Annotated in this window: 21 protein-coding genes; 19 read left to right on the plus strand and 2 right to left on the minus strand. The window is 73.3% G+C overall.

From position 1 onward, the window contains the following. Positions 1 to 55 precede the first annotated feature (55 nt). On the plus strand, positions 56 to 925 hold the full coding sequence (locus R4Z62_RS19115) for a helix-turn-helix domain-containing protein (RefSeq protein WP_381737375.1): 870 nt from the start codon (positions 56 to 58) through the stop codon (positions 923 to 925). Beyond that, entirely contained in the window at positions 922 to 1,101 is a 180-nt protein-coding gene (locus R4Z62_RS19120; protein ID WP_491520422.1) for a DUF397 domain-containing protein, read from the plus strand. The genes R4Z62_RS19115 and R4Z62_RS19120 overlap by 4 nt, the downstream gene beginning before the upstream one ends. 101 nt (positions 1,102 to 1,202) lie before the next feature. On the opposite strand, the gene serC is transcribed toward R4Z62_RS19120, so the two are convergent. Beyond that, complete coding sequence (gene serC, locus R4Z62_RS19125; RefSeq protein WP_491520423.1) at positions 1,203 to 2,321, minus strand: phosphoserine transaminase; 1,119 nt, start codon at positions 2,319 to 2,321, stop codon at positions 1,203 to 1,205. A 156-nt stretch (positions 2,322 to 2,477) separates the two neighbouring features. Here serC and R4Z62_RS19130 point away from each other — a divergent pair, with 156 nt between their 5' ends. The 12 genes from R4Z62_RS19130 to R4Z62_RS19185 all read left to right on the plus strand — a co-directional run bounded on the left by R4Z62_RS19130 (position 2,478) and on the right by R4Z62_RS19185 (position 17,683). After that, positions 2,478 to 5,471 (plus strand): FAD-binding and (Fe-S)-binding domain-containing protein, encoded by a 2,994-nt coding sequence (locus tag R4Z62_RS19130; RefSeq protein WP_491520424.1) that lies wholly within the window; start codon positions 2,478 to 2,480, stop codon positions 5,469 to 5,471. 193 nt (positions 5,472 to 5,664) lie between these two features. Continuing rightward, entirely contained in the window at positions 5,665 to 6,663 is a 999-nt protein-coding gene (locus tag R4Z62_RS19135) for an EamA family transporter (protein ID WP_491520425.1), read from the plus strand. 189 nt (positions 6,664 to 6,852) lie between these two features. Beyond that, positions 6,853 to 7,215, plus strand: a complete 363-nt coding sequence (locus R4Z62_RS19140) for a DUF6247 family protein (protein WP_382843941.1) — start codon at positions 6,853 to 6,855, stop codon at positions 7,213 to 7,215. Continuing rightward, on the plus strand, positions 7,212 to 7,472 hold the full coding sequence (locus R4Z62_RS19145; RefSeq protein ID WP_491520426.1) for a hypothetical protein: 261 nt from the start codon (positions 7,212 to 7,214) through the stop codon (positions 7,470 to 7,472). Before R4Z62_RS19140 ends, R4Z62_RS19145 begins: the two co-directional genes overlap by 4 nt. Positions 7,473 to 7,587: 115 nt before the next feature. Further along, positions 7,588 to 8,391 (plus strand): TIGR03084 family metal-binding protein, encoded by an 804-nt coding sequence (locus R4Z62_RS19150; RefSeq protein WP_491520427.1) that lies wholly within the window; start codon positions 7,588 to 7,590, stop codon positions 8,389 to 8,391. Then, the gene (locus R4Z62_RS19155; protein WP_491520428.1) at positions 8,388 to 10,076 is read left to right on the plus strand and encodes an acyclic terpene utilization AtuA family protein; all 1,689 of its coding nucleotides are present in this window, start codon (positions 8,388 to 8,390) and stop codon (positions 10,074 to 10,076) included. The genes R4Z62_RS19150 and R4Z62_RS19155 overlap by 4 nt, the downstream gene beginning before the upstream one ends. After that, on the plus strand, positions 10,073 to 11,671 hold the full coding sequence (locus tag R4Z62_RS19160) for an acyl-CoA carboxylase subunit beta (protein ID WP_355481687.1): 1,599 nt from the start codon (positions 10,073 to 10,075) through the stop codon (positions 11,669 to 11,671). The genes R4Z62_RS19155 and R4Z62_RS19160 overlap by 4 nt, the downstream gene beginning before the upstream one ends. An 11-nt stretch (positions 11,672 to 11,682) precedes the next feature. Beyond that, entirely contained in the window at positions 11,683 to 13,587 is a 1,905-nt protein-coding gene (locus tag R4Z62_RS19165) for an acetyl/propionyl/methylcrotonyl-CoA carboxylase subunit alpha (protein ID WP_491520429.1), read from the plus strand. Next, positions 13,584 to 14,744, plus strand: a complete 1,161-nt coding sequence (locus R4Z62_RS19170; protein ID WP_064533739.1) for an acyl-CoA dehydrogenase family protein — start codon at positions 13,584 to 13,586, stop codon at positions 14,742 to 14,744. Before R4Z62_RS19165 ends, R4Z62_RS19170 begins: the two co-directional genes overlap by 4 nt. A gap of 28 nt (positions 14,745 to 14,772) precedes the next feature. Next, positions 14,773 to 16,338 carry a 4-coumarate--CoA ligase family protein gene (locus tag R4Z62_RS19175; RefSeq protein WP_491520430.1) on the plus strand — a complete coding sequence of 522 codons (1,566 nt, stop codon included), beginning with the start codon at positions 14,773 to 14,775 and terminating at the stop codon, positions 16,336 to 16,338. After that, positions 16,335 to 17,084 carry an enoyl-CoA hydratase family protein gene (locus R4Z62_RS19180; protein ID WP_355481695.1) on the plus strand — a complete coding sequence of 250 codons (750 nt, stop codon included), beginning with the start codon at positions 16,335 to 16,337 and terminating at the stop codon, positions 17,082 to 17,084. The genes R4Z62_RS19175 and R4Z62_RS19180 overlap by 4 nt, the downstream gene beginning before the upstream one ends. Next, complete coding sequence (locus R4Z62_RS19185; RefSeq protein ID WP_064533736.1) at positions 17,072 to 17,683, plus strand: TetR/AcrR family transcriptional regulator; 612 nt, start codon at positions 17,072 to 17,074, stop codon at positions 17,681 to 17,683. Before R4Z62_RS19180 ends, R4Z62_RS19185 begins: the two co-directional genes overlap by 13 nt. An 87-nt stretch (positions 17,684 to 17,770) precedes the next feature. On the opposite strand, the gene R4Z62_RS19190 is transcribed toward R4Z62_RS19185, so the two are convergent. Further along, positions 17,771 to 18,871, minus strand: coding sequence for a citrate synthase 2 (locus tag R4Z62_RS19190; RefSeq protein WP_064533735.1), 1,101 nt, complete (start codon positions 18,869 to 18,871; stop codon positions 17,771 to 17,773). Positions 18,872 to 19,162: 291 nt separating this feature from the next. Between R4Z62_RS19190 and pdxH the strand changes: the two genes are divergently transcribed. The 5 genes from pdxH (at position 19,163) to R4Z62_RS19215 (ending at position 24,083) form a co-directional block, all read left to right on the plus strand. Continuing rightward, positions 19,163 to 19,840, plus strand: a complete 678-nt coding sequence (gene pdxH, locus R4Z62_RS19195) for a pyridoxamine 5'-phosphate oxidase (RefSeq protein ID WP_355481699.1) — start codon at positions 19,163 to 19,165, stop codon at positions 19,838 to 19,840. Between the two features lie 143 nt (positions 19,841 to 19,983). Beyond that, positions 19,984 to 20,739, plus strand: coding sequence for an SIS domain-containing protein (locus R4Z62_RS19200; protein WP_064533733.1), 756 nt, complete (start codon positions 19,984 to 19,986; stop codon positions 20,737 to 20,739). 89 nt (positions 20,740 to 20,828) lie between these two features. Then, a complete protein-coding gene (locus tag R4Z62_RS19205; RefSeq protein WP_491520431.1) occupies positions 20,829 to 21,320 on the plus strand; it encodes a GNAT family N-acetyltransferase in 492 nt (163 codons plus the stop codon). A 148-nt stretch (positions 21,321 to 21,468) separates the two neighbouring features. After that, entirely contained in the window at positions 21,469 to 22,986 is a 1,518-nt protein-coding gene (locus tag R4Z62_RS19210) for a PAS domain-containing protein (protein WP_491520432.1), read from the plus strand. Positions 22,987 to 23,390: 404 nt separating this feature from the next. After that, positions 23,391 to 24,083, plus strand: coding sequence for an iron-dependent transcriptional repressor DtxR (locus R4Z62_RS19215; RefSeq protein WP_064533731.1), 693 nt, complete (start codon positions 23,391 to 23,393; stop codon positions 24,081 to 24,083). The last annotated feature ends 626 nt before the right edge of the window (positions 24,084 to 24,709 follow it).

Consider the following 24,709-nt stretch of genomic DNA (forward strand, 5'->3'; position numbering starts at 1 on the left):
CTCTCGGGGTGGGTGACCTCTGTGGCATCGTGACCGCCAGGAGAGGGGAGACACCATGCCCGCAGGTGGACGACCGACCGTGCGCAGCAGGCGCCTGGGAACGGCGCTGAGGCAATATCGGCTGGCCGCGAAGCTGGACCAGCCGCAGGCGGCGGAGGTCATCGCGGCGAGTCAGGCCAGGATCAGCCGCGTGGAGAGCGGACATGTCACCGCGCGCGTCATCGAAGTAAGGCTGCTGCTGGACGCTTATGGCGTCGTGGACCCGGAAGTGCGGCGCAAGCTCGAAGAGTTGGCCAAGCACTCGAAGAACCGGGGCTGGTGGCTCGAACACGCGGCGCACTTGCGGCCGGACTACGTCGACCACATCGCGTTGGAGGACGACGCGACCTATATCCGCGAGTGGCAGCCAGTGGTGGTGCCCGGCCTGTTGCAGACTCCGGCCTACGCGGAGGCGGTCACGGCAGCGGGACCTGATTATGTGGCGCCTGATGTCGTTGCCCAGTTGGTGACGGTCCGCGAAAGCCGACAGGCCAAGATCGGGGAAGGCGGGGCGTCCTACACCGCGATCCTCTGGGAGTCGGTCATCACGCACCCCCTGGTGAGCGTCGAGACTCACCGGGAGCAGCTCGCCGCTATTCTTGAGATCGGCAAGCGGAAGAACGTCACGGTGCAAGTACTGCCGTTCAGCGCAGGCTTGCTCGGAGCTGTGACCTCTGCCTTCTCCACTTTCAGCTTCGATCTGGAGCCCGCTGTCGAAGCGGTGACTCTGGAGAACCTGAGAGGCGCGTCGGTCCTTGAGAACCCGGAAGACCTGACTGCTTACGCCAATATGTACGACCTACTACGATCGGCGGCACTGGCGCCGGACGCGAGTGCGAAGCTCATCCGGGGTGTACTGCGGACCTTGAAGGAAGACTCATCGTGACCGAGGCTATAGGCCCCTTCCGGAAGTCGTCGTACTCCGGGCAGCAGAGCAACTGTGTGGAGGTCGCCCGCAGAGCGGACCACGGCCGTGCCGTCCGTGACAGCAAGCAGCAGGACGGCCCCCTCCTCACCGTCTCCCGTGACGGCTGGCAGGCGTTCCTCCAGCAGTTCGCGTAGGCGGCACGCACGCACGCGCGCGTATGCACGGCGAAGGGCGCCCCCGGAGACGTACTCCGGGGGCGCCCTCCGTCACACGGGCCACCGTCGTGAACGGACGGTCACAGCTTCTCGATCACGTAGTCGACGCACTTCGTCAGCGCCTCGACGTCCGCCGGGTCGATCGCCGGGAACATCGCGATGCGGAGCTGGTTGCGGCCGAGCTTGCGGTAGGGCTCGGTGTCGACGACGCCGTTGGCGCGCAGAACCTTGGCGACGGCGGCGGCGTCGATCTCGTCGGCGAAGTCGATCGTGCCGATGACCTGGGACCGCTTGGCCGGGTCGGCGACGAACGGGGTGGCGTACTTGGACTCCTCCGCCCAGGTGTACAGACGGTTCGAGGAGTCCTTGGTGCGGGCGGTGGTGAAGTCCAGGCCGCCCTGGCCGTTCATCCACTCCAGCTGCTCGTTGAGCAGGAAGAGGGTGGCCAGCGCCGGGGTGTTGTACGTCTGGTTCTTGCGGGAGTTGTCGATCGCCGTGGGCAGCGAGAAGAACTCCGGGATGTGGCGGCCGGAGGCGTGGACGCGCTCGGCGCGCTCGATCGCGGCGGGGGAGAACACGCCGATCCACAGGCCGCCGTCGGAGGCGAAGGACTTCTGCGGGGCGAAGTAGTAGACGTCGGTCTCGGAGACGTCGACCGGCAGACCGCCCGCGCCGGAGGTGGCGTCGACCAGCACGAGCGCGCCGTCGTCGGCACCGTCCACGCGCCGGATGGGCATGGCGACACCGGTCGAGGTCTCGTTGTGGGTGAGGGCGTAGACGTCGGTGCCGGCCTCGGCCCGCGCCTCGGGGTGGGTGCCCGGGTCGGCGGAGACGACGGTGGGCTCGGCCAGCCACGGCGCGAGCTTGGCTGCCTTGGCGAACTTCGAGCTGAACTCGCCGAAGGTGAGGTGCTGCGACTTGTTCTCGATCAGACCGTGGGTCGCGATGTCCCAGAAGGCGGTGGAGCCGCCGTTGCCGAGGACCACCTCGTAGCCCTCGGGGAGCTGGAACAGTGCGCTGATGCCCTCGCGCACCTTGCCGACCAGGTTCTTGACGGGAGCCTGACGGTGGGAGGTGCCCATGAGGGACGTACCGGTGGCGGCGAGGGCGTCCAGCGCCTCGGTGCGCACCTTGGAGGGGCCCGCGCCGAAGCGTCCGTCGGCGGGCTTGATGTCAGCGGGGATCTCGATGTCGGCCACGGATCGGAGGGTAGTCGCTGGGCGAAACGGGACGTAACCGTGTCCGTCCGATGAGACGAGACGGGCTAATGGTGTGCTCGTCATTTCGTACGACGAGAATGGGGGCGCTGTGGACAACTTCGGGTGACCATCCGTGGCCGGATGCATTCTGGACCCATGACGGATCAGACGGATCGCTCGGCCCGATCGGCGCCTCAGGCCGGCTCGGCTCTTGAGGCGGACCTGCGGCGCGCCGTCCGGGGCGAGGTCGGTTTCGACGTCACCTCCCGGGCGCTGGTCACCATGGACGCCTCCAACTACCGCCGGGTCCCGCTGGGCGTGGTGGCACCGCGGGACGCCGACGACGTGGCGGCGGCGCTCGCCGTGTGCCGGGAGCACGGCGTGCCGGTGGTCCCGCGCGGCGGCGGCACGTCGATCGCGGGCCAGGCGACCGGCACCGGCGTGGTGCTGGACTTCACCCGGCACATGAACCGGGTGCTGGAGCTCGACCCCGTGGCCCGGACCGCCGTCGTCCAGCCGGGACTGGTGCTCGACCGGCTCCAGGAGGCCGCCGCCCCGCACGGACTCCGCTTCGGACCCGACCCGTCCACGCACAGCCGCTGCACGCTCGGCGGCATGATCGCCAACAACTCGTGCGGCTCCCACTCGGTGGCCTGGGGCACGACCGCCGACAGCGTGCGCGAGCTGTCCGTGCTCACCGCGCGCGGCGAGCGGCTGCGCCCCGGCAAGGAGTGGGCCGGGGCGCCGGACGGGCTGCGCGCGCTGGCCGAGGGCGAGTTGGCCCGGCTGCGCACCGGCTTCCCCGACCTCCCCCGCCGCATCTCCGGGTATGCGCTGGACGCCCTGCTGCCCGAGCGCGGCGCCGACGTGGCGCGGTCCTTCTGCGGCTCGGAAGGCACCCTGGGCGTGCTGACCGAGGCGGTGGTGTCCCTGGTCCGCGCTCCGGCCGCACGGGCGCTGGCCGTGCTCGGGTACGCGGACGAGGGCGCCGCCGCCGAGGCGGCCCCCGCCCTGCTGCCCCACCGGCCGCTCACGGTGGAGGGCATGTCCCGCGACCTGGTGCCCGCCTCGGCGTCCGGGCTGCCCCGGTGCGGCGCCTGGCTGTTCGTGGAGACGGGCGGCGACACGGAGGCGGAGGCCCGCGCGCGTGCCGAGGCGGTCACCGGCGCGGCCGACGCAGTGGACACCCTGGTCGTCACCGACCCGCGCGCGCAGCGCGCCCTGTGGCGCATCCGCGAGGACGCGGCCGGTACGGCGACCCGGATGCCGGACGGCACCGAGGCATGGCCCGGCTGGGAGGACTGCGCGGTGCCGCCCGCCCGGCTGGGCCCCTATCTGCGGGACTTCCGCTCCCTGCTCAGGGCCCACGACCTGCGCGGCACTCCGTACGGGCACTTCGGCGACGGCTGCATCCACGTCCGCATCGACTTCGACCTGCTGACCGAGGCGGGCGTCGGGCGGTTCCGGCTGTTCTCGGAGGAGCTGGCCGACCTGGTGGCCGCGCACGGCGGCTCGCTGTCCGGGGAGCACGGCGACGGCCAGGCCCGCGCCGAGCTGCTGCCGAAGATGTACGGCGCGCGGACGGTCGCCCTGTTCGAGCGCGCCAAGGCCGTCTGGGACCCCGACGACCTGCTCAACCCGGGCATGCTGGTCCGCCCCGCCCCGCTGGACGCCAACCTCCGCTTCGCCGTGCTGCCGCGCGAACCGGTGGACGTCGCCTTCGGGTATCCGGCCGACGGCGGCGACTTCGGCGCGGCGGTCCGCCGGTGCGTCGGCGTCGCCAAGTGCCGTACGACGGAGGCGTCCGGGACCGCCGTGATGTGCCCGTCGTTCCGGGCGACCGGCGCCGAGGAGCACTCCACGCGCGGCCGGGCCCGGCTGCTGCACGAGATGCTCGCGGGCGAGCTGATCACCGACGGATGGCGCTCCACGGAGGTGCGGGACGCCCTCGACCTGTGCCTGGCCTGCAAGGGCTGCCGCTCGGACTGCCCGGTCGGCGTCGACATGGCCACGTACAAGGCGGAGTTCCTGCACCACCACTACGCCGGGCGCCGACGCCCCGCCGCGCACTACTTCATGGGCCTGCTCCCGCGCTGGCTGCGCTGGGCGGCGGCCACCCGCATGGCACCGGTCCTCAACGCGCTCGCCGCCGTCCCCCCGCTGGCCGCCGTCGCCAAGCGCCTGGCCGGGATCGCGCCCGAGCGTGCCATCCCACGCCTGGCGACGCGGCCGTTCACCCGCTGGTGGCGCACCAGGCGGCGGCCGGCCCCGGCGGGCGGCGGCGACCTGGTCGTCCTGTGGCCCGACACCTTCACCGAGCATCTGTCGCCGTCCGTGGGCAGCGCCGCCGTACGGGTGCTGGAGGCGGCCGGGCTCCGGGTGGCGCTGCCGCCGACGCTGCGGCTGCCCGGGGCGCGCATCGGCGACGGGAGATCGGCCGCCGTGAACCCGCTCTCCGTCCTGCGGGGCCGGGGCCGCGTCTGCTGCGGCCTCACCTACGTCTCGACGGGCCAGCTCGACCGCGCCCGTACGGTGCTGCGCCGCACCCTCGACCTGATGGAACCGGTCCTGGAGACCACCGCCCCGGTCGTCGTCCTGGAACCGAGCTGCGCCGCCGCGCTCCGCACCGACCTGCCCGCCCTGCTGCCCGAGGACCCGCGCGCCCAGCGCCTCGCCGACCGCGTGCTGACCTTCGCCCAGGCCCTTGAGCGCCACGCCCCCGGCTGGCGGCCGCCCCGCCTGGACCGTCCCGTCGCCGGTCAGACCCACTGCCACCAGCACGCCGTCCTCGGCGACGAGGCGGAGCGCCGACTGCGCACGGCGGCGGGCCTGACCGGCGACCTCTCCGGCGGCTGCTGCGGCCTGGCCGGTGACTTCGGCTTCGAGAAGGGGCACTGGGAGGTGTCCACGGCCTGCGCGGAGGAACAGCTCCTGCCCTCCGTGCGCAGCGCCCCGGACGGCACGGTGGTCCTGGCGGACGGCTTCTCCTGCCGTACACAGCTGGAGCAGCTCGCCGGGGTGCGCGGCAGACACCTGGCGGAGGTGCTGGCCGCGGCACTGGACGACGATGCGGCCCCGGACTCAGACCCGAACCCGGACCCGGACCCGGACCTGAATCCGGACCCGGGCGCGGGTGCCGCCACGGAATGACAGCCTCCGGGGTGGGGGCGTAAGTTCCATAAGAGGTTCACACGCCTGACTTGGTCCACTACCGTGGACGTACCAGTACACCGCGACGTACCAGTACAGCACGTTGAACGTCTGCCGGATCACCCTTCCGGCGGCGAGCCCCCGCGCGCACCACCCCCGCCCGACCGTTCCCGCACCAGCCCCTGGACCGCCCGTGAGCACCCCCGACGCCGCACCCATGACCTCCGTCCCGTCGCCGTCCCCGTCGCCCCTGCCGTCGGCGTCGGCGCCGGGTGGCCCGCAGGACGCGCAGGGCGCACAGGGTGCCCCCGGCGGCTCGGGCCGCTTCGGGTCCTTCGGGCCCGTGGGGCTGGTGCTCGCCGGATGCGTGTCCGTGCAGTTCGGCGGCGCGCTCGCGGTGACGCTGATGCCGAGGGCGGGCGCGCTGGGTGTGGTGAGCCTGAGGCTGCTGGTCGCCGCGCTCGCGCTGCTGGTGGTCTGCCGGCCCCGGCTGCGCGGGCACTCGCGGGCCGACTGGGGCACGGTGGTCGCGTTCGGTGTGGCCATGGCCGCGATGAACGGCCTCTTCTACCAGGCCGTCGCCCGCATCCCTCTCGGCCCCGCCGTCACCCTTGAGGTCCTCGGCCCGCTCGCCCTGTCGGTCGTGGCCTCGCGCCGGGCGGTCAACGCGGTCTGGGCGGGCCTCGCCCTGGTCGGCGTCTTCCTCCTCGGCGGCGGTGGCTTCGGCGGACTCGACGGGGCCGGGGCCGCCTTCGCGGTGGGCGCGGGCGCGATGTGGGCGGCGTACATCGTCTTCAGCGCCCGCACCGGGCGGCGCTTCCCGCAGGCCGACGGGCTCGCCCTGGCGATGGCGGTGGGCGCGGTGCTGTTCCTGCCGCTGGGCATCGCGGAGTCCGGCACGAAGCTGGCCGACCCGACGACCTTCGGCCTGGGCGCCGCGGTGGCGGTGCTGTCCTCCGTGCTCCCGTACACCTTGGAACTGCTCGCCCTGCGCCGCCTGCCCGCCCCCACCTTCGCCATCCTCATGAGCCTGGAACCGGCCATCGCCGCCCTGGCCGGTTTCCTCGTCCTCGGCCAGTCCCTGGCCCCCCTCGAACTCGTCGCGATAGCCCTCGTCATCGCGGCGAGCATGGGCGCGGTACGCACCCAGATAGGCCGGGGCAAGCCCCCGGCCCCCCGACTGGACTCCTGACCCCGGTCCGTCTCGCCCTGCTGCCCGCTCGATCCGGCCCGTCCTCTGTCCGCACCGATCCGCCTGCCTCGGCATTCCGCCCGACGCGCACTGCGCCGCGGACAGAACGACTACAGTCGGGGCTGTGCCCTGGAACCGGATCCGACGCCTGGCCGGCGCTTCGGCAAAGAGCGTGAAGGGATGCGCCGAATGAGTCGGCAGCACACGGAAGCAGCGTCCGACGGGCCGCTGATCCCGCGCCCGGAGCGGACACCAGCCGCTTTGCGCGCTGCGTGCGCCGTGGTCGCACCCCAGCTTCTGGCGCTCTACGACCAGGCCAAGGAGCAGGCGCTCGCGGAGGCGGTGGAGCATGGCTCGCTCACGCCGGTCCACGCCTATCTCAGCCACTGGGCGGCACTGCTCGAGATCGAGCGTCATCCCGAGACGGCCAAGCGCTACCACCGAGCCGAGTACCTCGCCCAGATCGCCACCGAGCCCGAGCAGGCACGCGCCCACCTGGCGGCGGCGGGTGCCATCTATCGGGACGCCGCCAAGGCGGTGCGCGCCGAGTGACCTGGTGCTGGGAGTACGTGCCCGACCAGGAGACCGTCGCCGCCGGCGCGCCGCAGGGATTCCTGACCGAGGTCGAGAAGAAGGCCGACGAACTGGTCCGGGCCGCCGAGGCGCTCTATCTGCACGGGCCCGCGTACCAAGGCGCGGACGAGGGGGCCAGGCACGCGTTCGTCGCGGGTGGCTTCTTCGTCTACATGATCACGGCCCGTACGGAGCTTGTGTCCGTCTGGCAGATCACGCCCGATCCCCTTCCCTGACCTCAGGGCCCCGTAGTCCTCCTGCCTCCGGAGCCCCAAGCTCCACGTCTACGCCCGGTAAAAAATCATGCAAGCGCGCTTGATTGTTTCCAGTGGCGCTGCCATGCTCCCTGCCATGGCCGATCCGACACCCGTGTTCGACGATCTGCGGCAGGAAAGCGAAGAACTCGACCGGCTGGTCGCGCGGTTGGTGCCGCGGGAGTGGGGGCTGGCGACGCCCGCGCCCGGGTGGAGCGTGGCGCATCAGATCGCGCACCTCGCCTGGACGGACCGTTCCGCGCTGCTCGCCGTCACCGACGCGGACGGGTTCCGGGAGCTGGTGGAGAAGGCGCTCGCCGAGCCCGACGCGTTCGTGGACCGGGGCGCGGAGGAAGGTGCCGGGCTGCCGTCCGATGTGCTGCTGGCCCGGTGGCGGGAGGGCCGCGCCGGACTCGACACGGCGCTGCGGGCCGCGCCGCCCGGCGCGCGCTTCCCCTGGTACGGGCCGCCCATGTCGGCCGCGTCCGTGGCCACCGGGCGGCTGATGGAGACCTGGGCGCACGGACAGGACGTGGCGGACGCGCTAGGTGTGGTGCGCGCACCCAGTGACCGGCTGCGGCATGTGGTGCGCATCGGGGTGCGGGCGCGGGACTTCGCGTTCGGGGTGCGGGGGCTGCCCGTGCCGGGGGAGGAGTTCCGGGTGGAGGTGCGCGGGCCGTCCGGCGACCTGTGGACGTACGGACCCGAGGGGGCCGCGCAGCGCGTCACCGGCCCCGCGCTCGACTTCTGCCTGCTGGTCACCCAGCGCGCCCACCGCGCCGACCTCGCGGTACGCGCCGAGGGGCCGGACGCCGACCGCTGGCTGGACATCGCACAGGCGTTCGCCGGGCCGCCGGGTGCCGGGCGCGCGCCGAGGACGGACGGGGGGACGGCCGCGTGACGCTGCGCATCGGCAACGCCTCCGGCTTCTACGGCGACCGTTTCGACGCCATGCGCGAGATGCTCACCGGCGGTGAACTGGACGTCCTCACCGGCGACTACCTCGCCGAACTGACCATGCTGATCCTGGGCCGCGACCGTCTGAAGGACCCGGCCGCCGGATACGCCCGCACCTTCCTGCGGCAACTGGAGGAGTGCCTCGGCCTCGCGCACGAGCGGGGCGTGCGGATCGTGGCCAACGCGGGCGGGCTGAATCCGGCCGGGCTCGCCGCACGGGTGCGGGAACTGGCCGACCGGCTCGGCCTGCCCGTCCGTGTCGCCCATGTCGAGGGCGACGACCTCACCGCCTCCCACCCGGGCGGCCTCGCCGCCCACGCCTACCTCGGCGGCTTCGGGATCGCCGCGTGCCTGAGCGCGGGCGCCGACGTCGTCGTCACCGGCCGGGTCACCGACGCCTCCCTGGTCACCGGTCCGGCCGCCGCCCACTTCGGCTGGCGGCCCGACGACTGGGACCGGCTCGCGGGCGCCACCGTCGCCGGGCATCTGCTGGAGTGCGGCGCGCAGGTCACCGGCGGCAACTACGCCTTCTTCACCGACCACGCCCTCGACCGCCTGCGCCACCCCGGCTTCCCGCTCGCCGAGCTCCACGACGACGGCAGCGCGGTCCTCACCAAGCACCCCGGCACCGGCGGGGTCGTGGACACCGGCACGGTGACCGCCCAGCTCCTCTACGAGACCGGCGGCGCCCGCTACGCCGGGCCCGACGTCACCGCGCGGCTGGACACCGTACGGCTGCGCCAGGACGGGCCGGACCGGGTGCGGGTGGACGGGGTGCGCGGGGAGGCACCGCCGCCCACCCTCAAGGTCGGCGTCAACCGGCTCGGCGGCTTCCGCAACGAGGTCACCTTCGTCCTCACCGGGCTCGACATCGAGCGCAAGGCCGAGCTGGTGCGGCGGCAGCTCGACGACGCGCTGCGCGCCGCCGAGCGCGCCCCCGCCGAGGTCCGCTGGGACCTCGTGCGCACCGACCGGCCCGACGCCGACACCGAGGAGACGGCCAGCGCGCTGCTCCGGCTCGTCGTGCGCGACCGGGACCCGGAGGCGGTGGGCCGGGCCTTCAGCGGCGCCGCCGTGGAACTGGCACTGGCCGGCTACCCCGGCTTCCACGTCCTCGCCCCGCCCGGCAAGGGCGCCCCCTACGGCGTCTTCGAGGCCGCCCATGTGCCCCAGGACTCCGTCCCGCACACGGCCGTCCTGCACGACGGCCGGCGTGTCACCGTGCCGCCCGCGCCCCGGGCGCGCGCCCTGGAGGACGTGCCCGCGCCGGATCTGCCGCCGCCGCTGCCGGACGGCCCGGTGCGGCGGGCGCCGCTCGGTCTGGTCGCCGGGGCCCGCAGCGGCGACAAGGGCGGCAGCGCCAACGTCGGGGTGTGGGCGCGGACCGACGACGCCTGGCGGTGGCTGGCGCACGAGCTGACCGCCGACCGGTTCCGGGAGCTGATCCCGGAGGCCCGCACGCTGCCCGTGACCCGGCACGCGCTGCCCGCGCTGCGCGCCCTGAACTTCGTCGTCGAGGGGATCCTCGGCGAGGGCGTCGCCGCCCAGCACCGCTTCGATCCGCAGGCCAAGGCCCTCGGGGAGTGGCTGCGCGCCCGCCACCTGGACATTCCGGAGGCTCTGCTGTGACGGTCCTGCCCACCACCCTGGACACCGGCTGCGCCGAACACCGGGCGAACCGCGAGGCCATGCTCGCCCGGCTCGCCGCACTGGAGGCCGAGCACGCCAAGGCGCTCGCGGGCGGCGGCCCCAAGTACGTCGAACGCCACCGCGGCCGCGGCAAGCTGCTCGCCCGCGAGCGCGTCGAGCTGCTGCTCGACCCCGACACGCCGTTCCTGGAGCTGTCGCCGCTGGCCGGCTGGGGCAGCGAGTACGCCGTCGGCGCCTCGCTGGTCACCGGGATCGGTGTCGTCGAGGGCGTCGAGTGCCTGATCACCGCCAACGACCCGACCGTGCGCGGCGGCGCCAGCAATCCGTGGAGCCTGAAGAAGGCCCTGCGCGCCAACGACATCGCGCTCGCCAACCGGCTGCCCTGTATCAGCCTGGTCGAGTCCGGCGGCGCCGACCTGCCCTCCCAGAAGGAGATCTTCATCCCCGGGGGCGCCATCTTCCGTGACCTCACGAGGCTTTCGGCGGCCGGCATCCCGACCGTCGCCGTCGTCTTCGGCAACTCGACGGCCGGCGGCGCCTACATCCCCGGCATGTCCGACCACACGATCATGGTCAAGGAGCGCGCCAAGGTGTTCCTCGGCGGGCCGCCGCTGGTGAAGATGGCCACCGGCGAGGAGAGCGACGACGAGTCGCTGGGCGGCGCCGAGATGCACGCGCGCGTGTCCGGCCTGGCCGACCACTTCGCCGTCGACGAACGCGACGCGCTGCGCCAGGCGCGCCGGGTCGTCGCCCGTCTCCACCACCGCAAGGCCCATCCCGATCCCCCCTTCGCACCGCCACCCAAATACGACAACGAGGACCTTCTCGGGATCGTTCCGGGCGATCTGAAGGTCCCCTTCGACCCGCGCGAGGTCATCGCCCGGATCGTCGACGCCTCCGACTTCGACGAGTTCAAACCGCTGTACGGGACCAGCCTGGCCACCGGCTGGGCGAGCCTGCACGGCTACCCGGTGGGCATCCTGGCCAACGCGCGGGGGGTGCTGTTCAGCGAGGAGTCGCAGAAGGCCGCGCAGTTCATCCAGCTCGCCAACCAGCGCGACATCCCGCTGCTGTTCCTGCACAACACCACCGGCTACATGGTGGGCCGCGAGTATGAGCAGGGCGGCATCATCAAGCACGGCGCCATGATGATCAACGCGGTCTCCAACTCCCGCGTCCCGCACCTGTCGGTGCTCCTGGGCGCCTCCTACGGCGCCGGGCACTACGGCATGTGCGGACGGGCCTACGACCCGCGCTTCCTGTTCGCCTGGCCCAGCGCCAAGTCGGCCGTGATGGGCCCGCAGCAGCTCGCGGGCGTCCTGTCGATCGTCGCCCGGCAGTCGGCGGCGGCCAAGGGGCAGCCCTACGACGACGACGCGGACGCGGCGCTGCGCGCCATGGTCGAACAGCAGATCGAGTCCGAGTCGCTCCCGATGTTCCTGTCCGGGCGGCTCTACGACGACGGCGTCATCGACCCGCGCGACACCCGCACCGTGCTCGGCCTGTGCCTGTCCGCCGTCCACACCGCCCCCTACGAGGGCGCCCGCGGCGGCTTCGGCGTCTTCCGGATGTGAGGGACCGTCCTGTGATTTCCCACCTGCTCGTCGCCAACCGGGGCGAGATCGCCTGCCGGATCTTCCGCACCTGCCGCGCACTGGGCATCCGCACCCTGGCCGTGCACTCCGACGCGGACGCGGACGCCCTGCACGCGCGCGTGGCCGACGCCGCCGTACGCCTGCCGGGGGACACCCCCGCCGAGACGTATCTGCGCGGCGACCTGATCGTGAAGGCGGCCCTCGCGGCCGGCGCGGACGCCGTGCACCCCGGCTACGGCTTCCTCTCCGAGAACGCCGGATTCGCCCGCGCCGTCCTGGACGCGGGCCTGGTCTGGATCGGCCCGCCGCCCGAGGCGATCGAGGCGATGGCGTCCAAGACCCGCGCCAAGCAGCTCATGGGCATCGCGCCCCTGGACGAGGTCACCGAGGCCGACCTGCCCGTCCTGGTGAAGGCCGCGGCGGGCGGCGGCGGACGCGGCATGCGGATCGTACGGCGCCTGGCGGACCTGGACACCGAACTGGCCGCAGCGCGCGCGGAGGCCGCGCACGCCTTCGGCGACGGCGAGGTGTTCACCGAGCCGTACCTGGAGGACGGCCGCCACGTCGAGGTGCAGGTGCTCGCCGACACCCACGGCACCGTGTGGGCGCTGGGCACCCGCGACTGCTCCCTCCAGCGCCGCCACCAGAAGGTCGTCGAGGAGGCACCCGCCCCCGGCCTGTCCGCCGCCCTCGAACAGGAACTGCGCGAACTGGCGGTACGGGCCGCGCGCGCCGTCGACTACACCGGCGCCGGCACCGTCGAGTTCCTGGTGGCCGGCGGCCGGGCGCACTTCCTGGAGATGAACACCCGCCTCCAGGTGGAACACCCCGTCACCGAGGCCGTGTTCGGCGTCGACCTGGTCGCCGAGCAGCTCCGCGTCGCCGAGGGCCACGCCCTGCCCGCCGAACCGCCACGCGCGCGTGGACACGCGATCGAGGCCCGCCTGTACGCCGAGGACCCCGCCCGCGACTGGGCCCCGCAGACCGGCACCCTGCACCGCCTCGCCGTACCGGACGGCGTCCGCCTGGACACCGGCTACACCGACGGCGACACCATTGGCGTGCACTACGACCCGATGCTCGCCAAGGTCGTCGCCCACGCCCCCACGCGCGCGGAGGCCGTCCGCCGCCTCGCCGGCGCCCTGGAACGCGCCGAGGTGCACGGCCCGGTCACCAACCGCGACCTGCTCGTCCGCTCCCTGCGGCACGAGGAGTTCACCGCCGGCCGCATGGACACCGGCTTCTACGGCCGCCACCTGGCCGGGCTGACCGCGCCCGAGCGCGACCCGTACGCCCCGCTGGCCGCCGCCCTCGCCGACGCCCACGGCCGCTCCCGCTTCGGCGGCTGGCGCAACGTGCCCTCGCAGCCGCAGGTCAAGCGCTACCTGATGGCGGGCGAGGAACACGAGGTCCGCTACCGGCACACCCGCGCGGGGCTGGCCGCCGACTGCGGAGAGGTGCGCGTGGTCCAGGTGGACGCGCGCCGGGTCGTCCTGGAGGCGGACGGCGTACGGCGCCCGTACACCGTCACCCGCTACGGCGACCGGATCCATGTGAACGGCACCGCTCTCACCGCCCTGCCCCGTTTCCCCGACCCGGCCGCCCAGCGCGTCCCCGGGTCCCTGCTCGCCCCCATGCCCGGCACCGTCGTCCGCCTCGCCGACGGCCTCGCCGAGGGCGCCGCCGTACGGGCCGGAGAACCCCTGCTGTGGCTGGAGGCGATGAAGATGGAACACAAGATCTCCGCGCCCGTCACCGGCACCCTCACGGCCCTGCACGCCGCCCCCGGGCAGCAGGTCGAGCCCGGCGCGCTGCTGGCGGTGGTGCGCGAGGACCAGGGGCACGAAGAACCGCGTGAGCAACCACAGCCCACTCGCACCCGGGAGACCGCATGAGCCCCGTCATCGAAACCGAAGAGCACAAGGCCCTGCGAGCCGCCGTGTCGGCGCTCGGCAAGCGCTACGGCCGCGACTACATCGCCCGCACCGTCGCCGAGGGCCGCCACCCCGCCGAACTGTGGGCCGAGGCCGGAAAGCTCGGCTACCTCGGCGTCAACCTGCCCGAGGAGTACGGCGGCGGAGGCGGCGGCGTCGCCGAACTCTCCCTCGTCCTGGAGGAACTGGGCGCCGCCGGAGCCCCGTTGCTGATGCTGGTCGTCTCACCGGCCATCTGCGGCACCGTCATCGCCCGCTTCGGCACCGAGGAGCAGAAGCGCGCCTGGCTGCCCGGGATCGCCGACGGCACCCGCACCATGGCCTTCGGCATCACCGAACCCGACGCCGGTTCCAACTCCCACCGCATCACCACCACCGCCCGCCGCGACGGCGACGACTGGCTGCTCACCGGCCGCAAGGTGTTCATCTCCGGCGTGGACATCGCCGACGCCGTGCTCATCGTCGGCCGCACCGAGGACGCCCGCACCGGCCGCCTCAAGCCCTGCCTGTTCATCGTCCCGCCGGACGCCGAGGGCTTCCTGCGCCGCCCCATCGACATGGAACTGAACGCGGCCGAGAAGCAGTTCGAACTGACCCTGGACGAGGTGCGGCTGCCCGCCGACGCACTCGTCGGCGACGAGGACGCGGGCCTGCTCCAGCTGTTCGCCGGGCTCAACCCCGAACGCATCATGACCGCCGCCTTCGCGATCGGCATGGGCCGCTACGCGCTGGAACGGGCCCTGGAGTACGCCCGCGAGCGCTCCGTGTGGAAGACCCCGATCGGCGCCCACCAGGCCATCGCCCACCCGCTCGCCCAGGCCCACATCGACCTCGAACTGGCCCGCCTGATGATGCAGAAGGCCGCCCACCTGTACGACGCGGGCGACGACATCGGCGCCGGGGAGGCCGCGAACATGGCCAAGTACGCGGCCGGGGAAGCCTGTGTGAAGGCGGTCGACCAGGCCGTGCACACCCTCGGCGGCAACGGCCTCACCCGCGAGTTCGGCCTCGCCTCCCTGATCACCGCCTCCCGCGTCGCCCGTATCGCCCCGGTCAGCCGGGAAATGATCCTCAACTACGTGTCCCACCAGACCCTGGGCCTGCCCAAGTCGTACTGACCCGCCGCCGGCGGGGCGAGGAGGAACCGTGTTCCGCAGCGAGTACGCAGACGTTCCGGCCGTGGAACTGCCCATCCACGACGCCGTCCTGGGGAACGCCGCCGACTTCGGCGACACGCCCGCGCTGATCGACGGCACGGACGGCACCACCCTCACCTACGCACAGGTCGACCGGTTCCACCGCCGCCTCGCCGCGGCGCTCGCGGAGACCGGCGTACACAAGGGCGACGTCCTCGCCCTGCACAGCCCCAACACGATAGCCTTCCCGCTCGCCTTCTACGCCGCCACGCGCGCGGGTGCCTCGGTCACCACCGTGCACCCGCTCGCCACGCCCGAGGAGTTCGCCAAGCAGCTGCGGGACTCCGCGGCCCGCTGGATCGTCACCGTCTCACCGCTGCTCGGCACCGCCCGCGAGGCCGCCCGCCTCGCGGGCGGCGTACGGGAGATCCTGGTCTGCGACAGCGCGGAGGGGCACCGCTCGCTGACCGCCATGCTGGCCTCCACCGCGCCCGAACCGGACGTCGTGATCGACCCGGTGGAGGACGTCGCCGTCCTGCCGTACTCCTCGGGCACCACCGGCACCCCCAAGGGCGTGATGCTCACCCACCGGCAGATCGGCACCAACCTCGCCCAGCTCGAACCGGCGGTCACCATCGGCCCCGGCGACCGCATCCTCGCCGTCCTGCCCTTTTTTCATATCTACGGGCTCACCGCCCTGATGAACGCCCCGCTGCGCAGGGGCGCCACCGTTGTCGTCCTGCCCCGCTTCGAGCTGGACACCTTCCTCGCCGCCGTCCAGAACCACCGCATCGGCATCCTGTACGCCGCCCCGCCGATCATCCTCGCCCTCGCCAAGCACCCGGCCGTCGACGGATACGACCTGTCGTCGCTGAAGTACGTCCTCAGCGCTGCCGCACCTCTGGACGCCCAGCTCGCCGCCGCCTGCTCACGGCGCCTGGGCCTGCCCCCGGTCGGCCAGGCGTACGGCATGACCGAACTGTCCCCGGGCACCCATGTCGTCCCGCCCACCGCCCTGCACGAGGCGCCCCCCGGCACCGTCGGCAAGCTCATCGCCGGCACCGAGATGCGCATCGTCGCCCTCGACGACCCGGCACGCGACCTCGGCCCCGGCGAGGCGGGCGAGATCCTGGTGCGCGGCCCTCAGGTCATGAAGGGCTACCTGGGGCGGCCCGAGGAGACCGCCGCCCTGATCGACGCCGACGGCTGGCTGCACACCGGCGACGTCGGCCGGGTCGACGCCGACGGCTGGCTCTTCGTCGTCGACCGCGTCAAGGAACTCATCAAGTACAAGGGCTACCAGGTGGCGCCCGCCGAACTGGAGGCCCTGCTCCTCACCCACCCGGACATCGCCGACGCCGCCGTGGTCGGCACCCGTGACGACGACGGCAACGAGATCCCGCACGCCCACGTGGTGCGCGGCCCCGCCGCCGGACTCTCCGAGGAAGCGGTCATGCGGTACGTCGCCGAGCGCGTCGCCCCCTACAAGCGCGTGCGCCGCGTCACCTTCACCGACACCGTGCCGCGCGCCGCCTCCGGCAAGATCCTGCGACGACAGCTCAGGGACCGCACATGACCACCGACACCACCGCGCTCGTCACCCGCACCCGCACCCGCGGCGTGCAGACCCTCACCCTCGACGCACCCGCCACCCGCAACGCCCTGTCCGCCGCGCTCGTCGCCGAACTCGACGCGGCGCTCGCCGACTGCGCCGCCGACCCCGGCGTCCGCGCCGTCGTCCTCACCCACACCGGCAACACCTTCAGCGCGGGCGCCGACCTGCGCGACCCGCCCGCCCCCGACGCCCTGACCGGACTGCTGCGCCGGATCGTGGAACTGCCCCGCCCGGTCCTCGCCCGGGTCACCGGACACGTCCGCGCCGGCGGCCTCGGCCTGCTCACGGCCTGCGACATCGCCGCCGGCGCGCACACCTCGACCTTCGCGTTCACCGAGGTGCGCATCGGCGTCGCGCCCGCCGTGATCTCGCTGCCGCTGCTGCCGCGCGCCGACCCGCGTGCCCTGGCCCGCTACTACCTCACCGGGGAGCGCTTCGACGCGGCCGAGGCGGCGCGCGTCGGCCTGCTCACCGCCGCGGGCGACGACGTGGACGCCGTACTCGCCCCCATGCTCGACGGGCTGCGCCGCTCGGCCCCCGAGGCCCTGGCCGCGACGAAACGGCTGCTCACGGCTAAGGTGCTGGAGACCTTCGACCGGGAGGCGGACGGCCTGACCGCGCTCTCGGCCCGGCTGTTCGCCTCCGCCCAGGCCAGGGAGGGGATGACGGCCTTCCTCGAACGACGGGATGCCGCATGGGTGCTGTGACCCCCGCCGACCGCCGCCCCAAGCAGGACCGCAGCCGGGCCACCCGGCAGCGGCTCCTCCAGGCGGCGGTCGCCTGCCTCGCCGAACACGGCTGGGCCGGATCCACGGTGTCCGTCGTCGCCGAGCGCGCCGGGGTCTCCCGGGGCGCCGCACAGCACCACTTCCCCACCCGCGAGGACCTGTTCACCGCCGCCGTCGAGTACGTCGCCGAGGAGCGCTCCACCGCCCTGCGCGCCCTGTTCCCGCAGGGCGCCCAGGGCCCGCGCGGCGACCGGCGGACCGTCGCGGGCGCCCTGGTCGACCTGTTCACCGGACCGCTCTTCCGCGCCGCCCTGCACCTGTGGGTGGCCGCCTCCAACGAGGACCAGCTCGGCGCCCGCGTCACCGAACTGGAGGCCCGCGTCGGCCGCGAGACCCACCGCATCGCCGTGGAACTCCTCGGCGCCGACGAGAGCCGCCCCGGCGCCCGCGAGAGCGTGCAGGGCTTCCTCGACATGGCGCGCGGCCTGGGCCTGGCCAACCTCCTCACCGACGACGCGGCCCGCCGCGACCGCGTCGTCGCCCAGTGGGCGGCCATGCTCGACGAGGCGCTGGGCTGACCGGAGGCCCGGAGGCCCGGAGGCCCGGAGGCCCGGAGGCCCGGAGGCCCGGAGGCCCGGACGCCCGGCCGGGCGGCGCGGGTGCGCTCAGTGCGCGATGGCCTCGTACCCCTCGATCTCCTGCGGACCGCGGGGACCGGGACCGATGTACCGCGCGGAGGGACGCACCAGGCGGCCGGTCCGCTTCTGCTCCAGGATGTGCGCCGACCAGCCCGCCGTACGGGCACAGGTGAACATCGACGTGAACATGTGCGCCGGGACCTCGGCGAAGTCCAGCATGATCGCCGCCCAGAACTCCACGTTCGTGGCCAGCACCCGGTCCGGACGGCGGCTGTGCAGCTCCTCCAGGGCCGCCTTCTCCAGCGCCTCGGCCACCTCGTAGCGCGGCGCGCCCAGCTCGCGGGCGGTGCGGCGCAGCACCCGCGCGCGCGGGTCCTCGGCCCGGTACACCCGGTGGCCGAAGCCCATCAGCCGCTCGCCGCGGTCCAGGGTGCGCCGCACGTACCCGGCCGCGTCCCCGGTCCGTTCGATCTCCTCGATCATGCCGAGCACCCGGGAGGGCGCCCCGCCGTGCAGCGGACCGGACATCGCGCCCACCGCGCCCGACAGGGCGGCGGCCACGTCGGCGCCGGTGGAGGCGATGACCCGGGCGGTGAACGTGGAGGCGTTCATGCCGTGCTCGGCGGCGGAGGACCAGTAGGCGTCCACGGCCGCCACATGCCGCGGGTCGGGCTCGCCGCGCCAGCGGATCATGAACCGCTCGGTGATGGAGCCCGCCTTGTCGATCTCGCTCTGCGGCACCATCGGAAGACCCTGCCCGCGCGCCGACTGGGCGACGTAGGACAGCGCCATCACGGCCGCCCGCGCCAGGTCGTCGCGGGCCTGCCCGGCGTCGATGTCCAGCAGCGGCTTCAGGCCCCACACCGGCGCCAGCATCGCCAGCGCCGACTGCACGTCCACCCGGATGTCACCCGAGTGCACCGGGATCGGGAACGGCTCGGCGGGCGGCAGCCCGGGGTTGAAGGCGCCGTCGACGAGCAGCCCCCACACATTGCCGAAGGAGACCTTGCCGACGAGGTCCTCGATGTCGACGCCCCGGTACCGCAGGGCGCCGCCCTCCTTGTCGGGTTCGGCGATCTCCGTCTCGAACGCGACGACTCCCTCGAGTCCGGGCACGAAATCGGACATCAGGCGGCTCCTCGTGGTCTGTGCGACAGACGGGGCGACGGAGACGACGCCCAGCTGTCGGAGGTCGGAAGTGGCGCGCGCCGTACGGATCCGCGGTCGCGTGGCGCAGACTCGCGGTCCGGGGCGGTCATCCCTGTCATGCCCCGCGCGGTCGGCGGTCACCCCACCGGGGCGGCAACAGCACGATATCCCTGAGTGCCACCTTTGGGGAGAGAGCGCGGCACTCAGTGCCACGCAGTGACGAAGGACACGCTGCGGACCACGGGCCGCGCCATACGGCAGGATGACCGCGTGACCGACCGAGAAGCCGGAGAATCAGCGCCGCTCGACCTCGCCTCCATGCGCAAGCACTACCGCGCCGAGGGCCTGTCCGAGGCCGAGCTGGCCGACACACCCGTGGCGCAGTTCGCCCGCTGGTTCCGGCAGGCGGCCGCCGAGGGACACCTGTTCGAACCCAACGCCATGATCGTCTCCACGGCCGACGCCGCGGGCCGCCCCAGCTCCCGCACGGTCCTGCTCAAGGGCTTCGACGAACAGGGCTTCGTCTTCTACACCAACTACGACTCCCGCAAGGGACGCGACCTCGCCGAGAACCCGCACATCTCCCTGCTGTTCCCCTGGCACCCCATGGCCCGCCAGGTCATCGTCCAGGGCGTCGCCCGCCGCACCGGACGCGAGGAGACCGCCGCCTACTTCCGCAGCCGCCCGCACGGCTCCCGGCTCGGCGCCTGGGCCAGCGCCCAGTCCACGGTCATCACCACCCGCGGCGTCCTGGACGCCTCCTACGCCGAACTCGCCGCCCGCTACCCCGAGGGCGAAGAGGTCCCCGTCCCGCCCCACTGGGGCGGCTTCCGCGTCGCGCCCCGCTCCGTCGAGTTCTGGCAGGGCCGCGAGAACCGCCTCCACGACCGCCTGTGCTACGTCGCCGAGGCGGACGGCGGCTGGCGGGTGGAGCGGCTGAGCCCCTGAGGCCCTGAGGCCCTGAGCCTGCCCTGGTCCACCGGGGGCTCCCCGCGGCGGTTCACCGCGCGGACACGCCGTATTGACACGGCTGTGGTTCAGACCTCACCGTGATCCGCGACACGCAGACCTGCCGAAGGGACGGACCCCGCATGAGCGACCGCACGTTGGCCGGCCAGTTCTTCGACGCCGCCATCGGCCTGCTCCAGCGGGTCCGGGACGAGGAGGCCGACTCCGTCACGGCCGCCGGCACCCTGCTCGCCGACACCGTCGCCGCGGGCGGCCGGCTGTTCGCCTTCGGCGCCGGACACTCCTCCCTCGCCGCCCAGGACGTCGTCTACCGCGCCGGCGGCCTCGCCCTGATGAACCTGCTCACCGTCCCCGGCACCGTCGGCGTCGACGTCATGCCCGCCACCCTCGGCTCCGCCCTCGAACGCGTCGACGGCCTCGCCGCCGCCGTCCTGGACAGCTCCCCGCTGCGCGCGGGCGACACCCTGGTCATCGTCTCGCTGTCCGGCCGCAACGCCCTGCCCGTCGACATGGCCCTGCACGCGCGCTCCCTCGGCATCCACGTGATCGGCGTGACCTCCGTCGCCTACGCGAGCGAGACCAGCTCCCGCCACTCCTCGGGGACCTACCTCAAGGACCACTGCGACCTGGTCCTCGACTCCAAGATCGCCATCGGCGACGCCGAACTCACCCTCGACACCGTCCCGGCGCCCTTCGCCCCCGCCTCCACCGTCGTCACCGCCGCCCTCCTCCAGGCCGTCCTCGCGACCGCCGCCGGAGTCCTGGCCGAGCGCGGCATCGAGCCCCCGCTGCTGCGCTCCGGCAACGTCGACGGCGGCCTCGAATGGAACAGCCGCGTCTTCGACCAGTACGCCGACCGCATCTTCTACCGGCGCTGACGGCCGCCACCGCGACACCGGGGCACCGGTCGCCCGCGTCTCGGCGCAATCCGGTTGACCGCCCCGCGGAGGTACGGTTCGCTGCCTCCGTGACTGATCTTCGTATCGAACCCGTGTCCGGCGAGGCCATGCTCCGCGAGTGGCGGCACGTCCACAACGCGATCGTGCCCCCCGCCGCCCTCACCCTCGACGAGGTCCGCGAGCGCGCCGGACGCAACCGGCTGGAGAACGCCTACCTCGGCGACACCCTCGTGGGCTGCTCCACCGTCCGCCCGCCCGCCGGCGAGGACGCCGTCGCCACCGTCATCGCGCGCGTGCTCCCCGGCCACCGCCGCACGGGCATCGGCACCGCCCTGTACACCCGGGGCCTCGCCCACGCGCGCGTGCTCGGCGCGCGCGCCGTGGAGACCGTCGTCCTGGCCGCCAACGAGGACGGCGTACGCTTCGCCGCCGCCCGCGGCTTCACCGAGACCGAGCGGTACGTACTCCCCGACGAGCACGGCGAGCACGGCGAGCACGACGAGCACGGCGAACACGACGTATGGCTGACGCTGCGCCTGACGGCGGCTGACACCTTCTGACACAAGAGCCCCGCGCTCCCCGCCGCGCACCGGCTCGGGAGACCAATCTCGGGGAACCCGGTGTGTGCTGCATCACGTTCAAGTTGAATGATGGTGAGAGAGCGAACCGACGCGCCGTACCAGCGGACGCAGCCTGATGGGGGTCCAGGTGAGTGCTTCCCGGCGTAGAGGAGCCACCGACGAACTGGGACCGGACGAGCCCGATCCCCGACGGGCCGGCTCCGGGACCGACGACGGCCTCGACGGCCCCGACAGGCCCGGTGTCCCCGGCGGACCCGACGGCTCCGACCTGCTTGCCGCCCTCCTCGACGGCATGGACGCCGCCCTGTGCGCCTTCGACGCGGACGGCGTGGTCACCCACTGGAACCGCGAGGCCGAACGCATCCTCGGCTGGAGCAGTGCCGAGGCCGTCGGCCGGCACGGCTTCGCCGGCTGGGCCGTACGCAGCGCCGACGCCGAGGAGGTCGAACGGCGGCTGATGTCCGCCATGCACGCCACCGGACGGCAGGTCCACGAGTTCGCCCTGCTCACCAAGGACGGCGGACGCGTCCTCGTACGCACCCAGTCCGCCGCCGTGCGCGGCCCCGACGGCAGGCCCGCCGGCCTGTACTGCGCCTTCAGCGAGGTGCACGCCCAGATCGACCTGGAACGCTCCATCGCCCTGAGCGAGGCCCTCTTCGAGGACGCCTCCTGGGGCGTCGTCCTCATCGACGCCGACCTGCGCCCCGCCGTCGTCAACGCGCACGCCGCCCAGGCCCTCGGCACCGGCCGCACCACCCCCCTCGGCCGCCCCCTGGGCGAACTCCTCTCCCAGGGCGTCGAGGAACTGGAGAGCGCCCTCACCCACGTCCTGGCGGAGGGGGCACCCCCCGCACCCGCCGAGATCTGGGTGGGCGTACGCGGCCCCGAGGGCGAACGGCGCCGCTGCTGGCGCAGCGGCTTCGTCCGGCTCGCCTCACCCCTCGCCGAGGAACCCGTCCCGCTCGGCGTCGCCTGGCTCTTCGTCGACGTCACCGAATCCCGGCGCACCGAACAGGAAGCCTCCCTGCTGCGCTTCCGCACCAACCAGCTGCACCGCGCCGCCCGCGCCGCCGCCGAGTGCGACAACCCGCTGGAGGCCGCCACCGTCCACCTCGACTTCGCCCTCGCGGGCTTCGCCGACCACGCCCTCGTCGACCGCGTACGCCACCCCGCGTCCGGCACCGGCACCCCGGCACCGGACGACACCGACGCGCCGCCGGCCGAACTGGTCCGCGCCGCCGCCACCCCTACCGCAGGACCCGGCCCCAGCCTGCTCACCGGCCAGGCCGGACTCCCCGTCCGCTACACCGAGGGCCACCCCGCCCTCCAGTGCATCCAGCGCACCGGCTCGGTACGCGCCACCGTCGGCACCGCACCGGCCGACCAGGCCCGCCTCTGGGCCCAGGCCCGGCAGTGGCCCACCGACACCGTCCACGCCCTGTGCGCGGTCCTCCGCAGCCGCGGCCGCACCCTCGGCGTCGTCACCTTCCTGCGCACCACGGGCCGAGCCCCCTTCGAACGCGCCGACTCGGCCCACGCCGAGGACATCGCCGCCCGCATCGCGACCGCCCTGGACCTGGCGGGTCTGCTGGAGCGTCCCGAGCGTCCCGAACGCCCCGGGAGCGGTCCTGGAAAAAGCGGTTGATCGGGCGCCGGACGGTTCCTAGGGTGTGGAGTACACGAGAAGGGAGGTGGTTCGGCAGATGTATGGAAACCGGACGCGTGAGGTGGCTGCGGGCTAGCGGCCCGTCACCACGTTCAGCGCGGTGCCGGACCGGCGTGTGAGTTGTGCGCGCAGCCGGCCCGATCCCAAGCAGTCACCCGACCCGCGAGCTGCCGGTACGTCCGGCCGGCTCTCCGCCGTCAGGCGGAGGACCCAGCTCGCGGGTCGTCTGCGTGTGCGCGGATTGTCGCACTCCGTTTCCGCCGGAGACCGCTGTTCGCGCGGAGCGCTCCGATTGTCAGTGGTATGCGTCAGAATTGAGTTCAGGGTCAGCGCACGCGCCGTGAAGTCGCAGGGCTTCCGGCAGAGGTAATCGAGGGGCACGTATGTCCGGACTGATCGACACCACGGAGATGTATCTCCGCACCATCCTCGAGCTGGAGGAGGAAGGCGTCGTCCCCATGCGCGCCCGGATCGCGGAGCGCCTGGACCAGAGTGGGCCGACCGTGAGCCAGACGGTCGCGCGGATGGAGCGGGACGGCCTCGTCTCGGTGGCCGCGGACCGGCATCTGGAGCTGACGGACGAGGGCCGCAGGCTGGCCACGCGCGTGATGCGCAAGCACCGGCTGGCGGAGTGTCTGCTGGTCGACGTGATCGGCCTGGAGTGGGAGCAGGTGCACGCCGAGGCGTGCCGCTGGGAGCATGTGATGAGCGAGGCGGTGGAGCGCCGGGTGCTGGAGCTGCTGCGGCATCCGACCGAGTCGCCGTACGGCAATCCGATCCCGGGTCTTGAGGAGCTGGGCGAGAAGGACGGCGCGGACCCGTTCTTGGACGCGGGTCTGGTCGCGCTGAGCGAGCTGGATCCGGGCGCCGAGGGGAAGACGGTCGTGGTGCGCCGGATCGGGGAGCCGATCCAGACGGACGCGCAGCTGATGTACACGTTGCGGCGCGCGGGTGTGCAGCCCGGCTCGGTGGTGAGCGTGACCGAGTCGGCGGGCGGTGTGCTGGTGGGCAGCGGGGGTGAGGCGGCGGAGCTGGAGTCGGAGGTCGCCTCGCACGTCTTCGTCGCCAAGCGCTGATCCGGCCGGTCCGCCGGTCCGGATGGCCGCCCGGATGACCGGGTGGCGGTCCGGTCCGTCCGTCCGGTCCGCCGGGGTCGTCGTGCCGGCCGTCGTGTCCGGTCGTCCGATGCGTTTCCGGTCTTCCGGGGGGCCTCTCCGGTGGCCGTCTCCGTCCGGTTTTCGTGCGTCGAAGCGGAGCGCTCGGGAGCCCGGCGTGCGACGCTGTTGCGTGAGGCATATGACGCTGGGGGGTGGGGGAGGATGTGGCGCACCGTGCACACCACGCGGACATGGAGAGGGCCCCGGCGCTGAGCGGCGCCGGGGCCTGTCCTCCCCTGTGCGACCCGGAGCCCCGAGCTCCCAGGGTCGTCCCCTCGGACCGCTTTTCCCCGAGTGGTCCGCCTCCCGTTGAAGATCTCCCCTCGGCGGCGGCGATCATTCCTTGCGGCGGGTCACTCGAACGAGGGGTGTTCGTGACGCAAGCGGCTTTTTCGAATGAGTATTCGATAATCTGTTAAGTGGAATCACGGCTCCCGCACCCGCACGGACAGCGCACGGACAGACCGGGCAGAACTGCCGGACGACCTGCCGGACGGCGGCGAGCGGGCGGTCGTGGCGGAGCCAGGGCAGAGCTAGGGGGTGCC

The sequence above is a fragment of the Streptomyces sp. PL-25 genome, from assembly GCF_058344915.1.

Coding starts and splice junctions, on each gene's coding strand:
- R4Z62_RS19130 (WP_491520424.1), top strand. CDS start 2,478: ATGACGGATCAGACGGATCGCTCGGCCCGATCGGCGCCTCAGGCCGGC.
- R4Z62_RS19190 (WP_064533735.1), bottom strand. CDS start 18,871: ATGTCCGATTTCGTGCCCGGACTCGAGGGAGTCGTCGCGTTCGAGACG.
- R4Z62_RS19170 (WP_064533739.1), top strand. CDS start 13,584: ATGAGCCCCGTCATCGAAACCGAAGAGCACAAGGCCCTGCGAGCCGCC.
- R4Z62_RS19185 (WP_064533736.1), top strand. CDS start 17,072: ATGGGTGCTGTGACCCCCGCCGACCGCCGCCCCAAGCAGGACCGCAGC.
- R4Z62_RS19200 (WP_064533733.1), top strand. CDS start 19,984: ATGAGCGACCGCACGTTGGCCGGCCAGTTCTTCGACGCCGCCATCGGC.
- R4Z62_RS19215 (WP_064533731.1), top strand. CDS start 23,391: ATGTCCGGACTGATCGACACCACGGAGATGTATCTCCGCACCATCCTC.
- R4Z62_RS19115 (WP_381737375.1), top strand. CDS start 56: ATGCCCGCAGGTGGACGACCGACCGTGCGCAGCAGGCGCCTGGGAACG.
- R4Z62_RS19140 (WP_382843941.1), top strand. CDS start 6,853: ATGAGTCGGCAGCACACGGAAGCAGCGTCCGACGGGCCGCTGATCCCG.
- R4Z62_RS19180 (WP_355481695.1), top strand. CDS start 16,335: ATGACCACCGACACCACCGCGCTCGTCACCCGCACCCGCACCCGCGGC.
- R4Z62_RS19150 (WP_491520427.1), top strand. CDS start 7,588: ATGGCCGATCCGACACCCGTGTTCGACGATCTGCGGCAGGAAAGCGAA.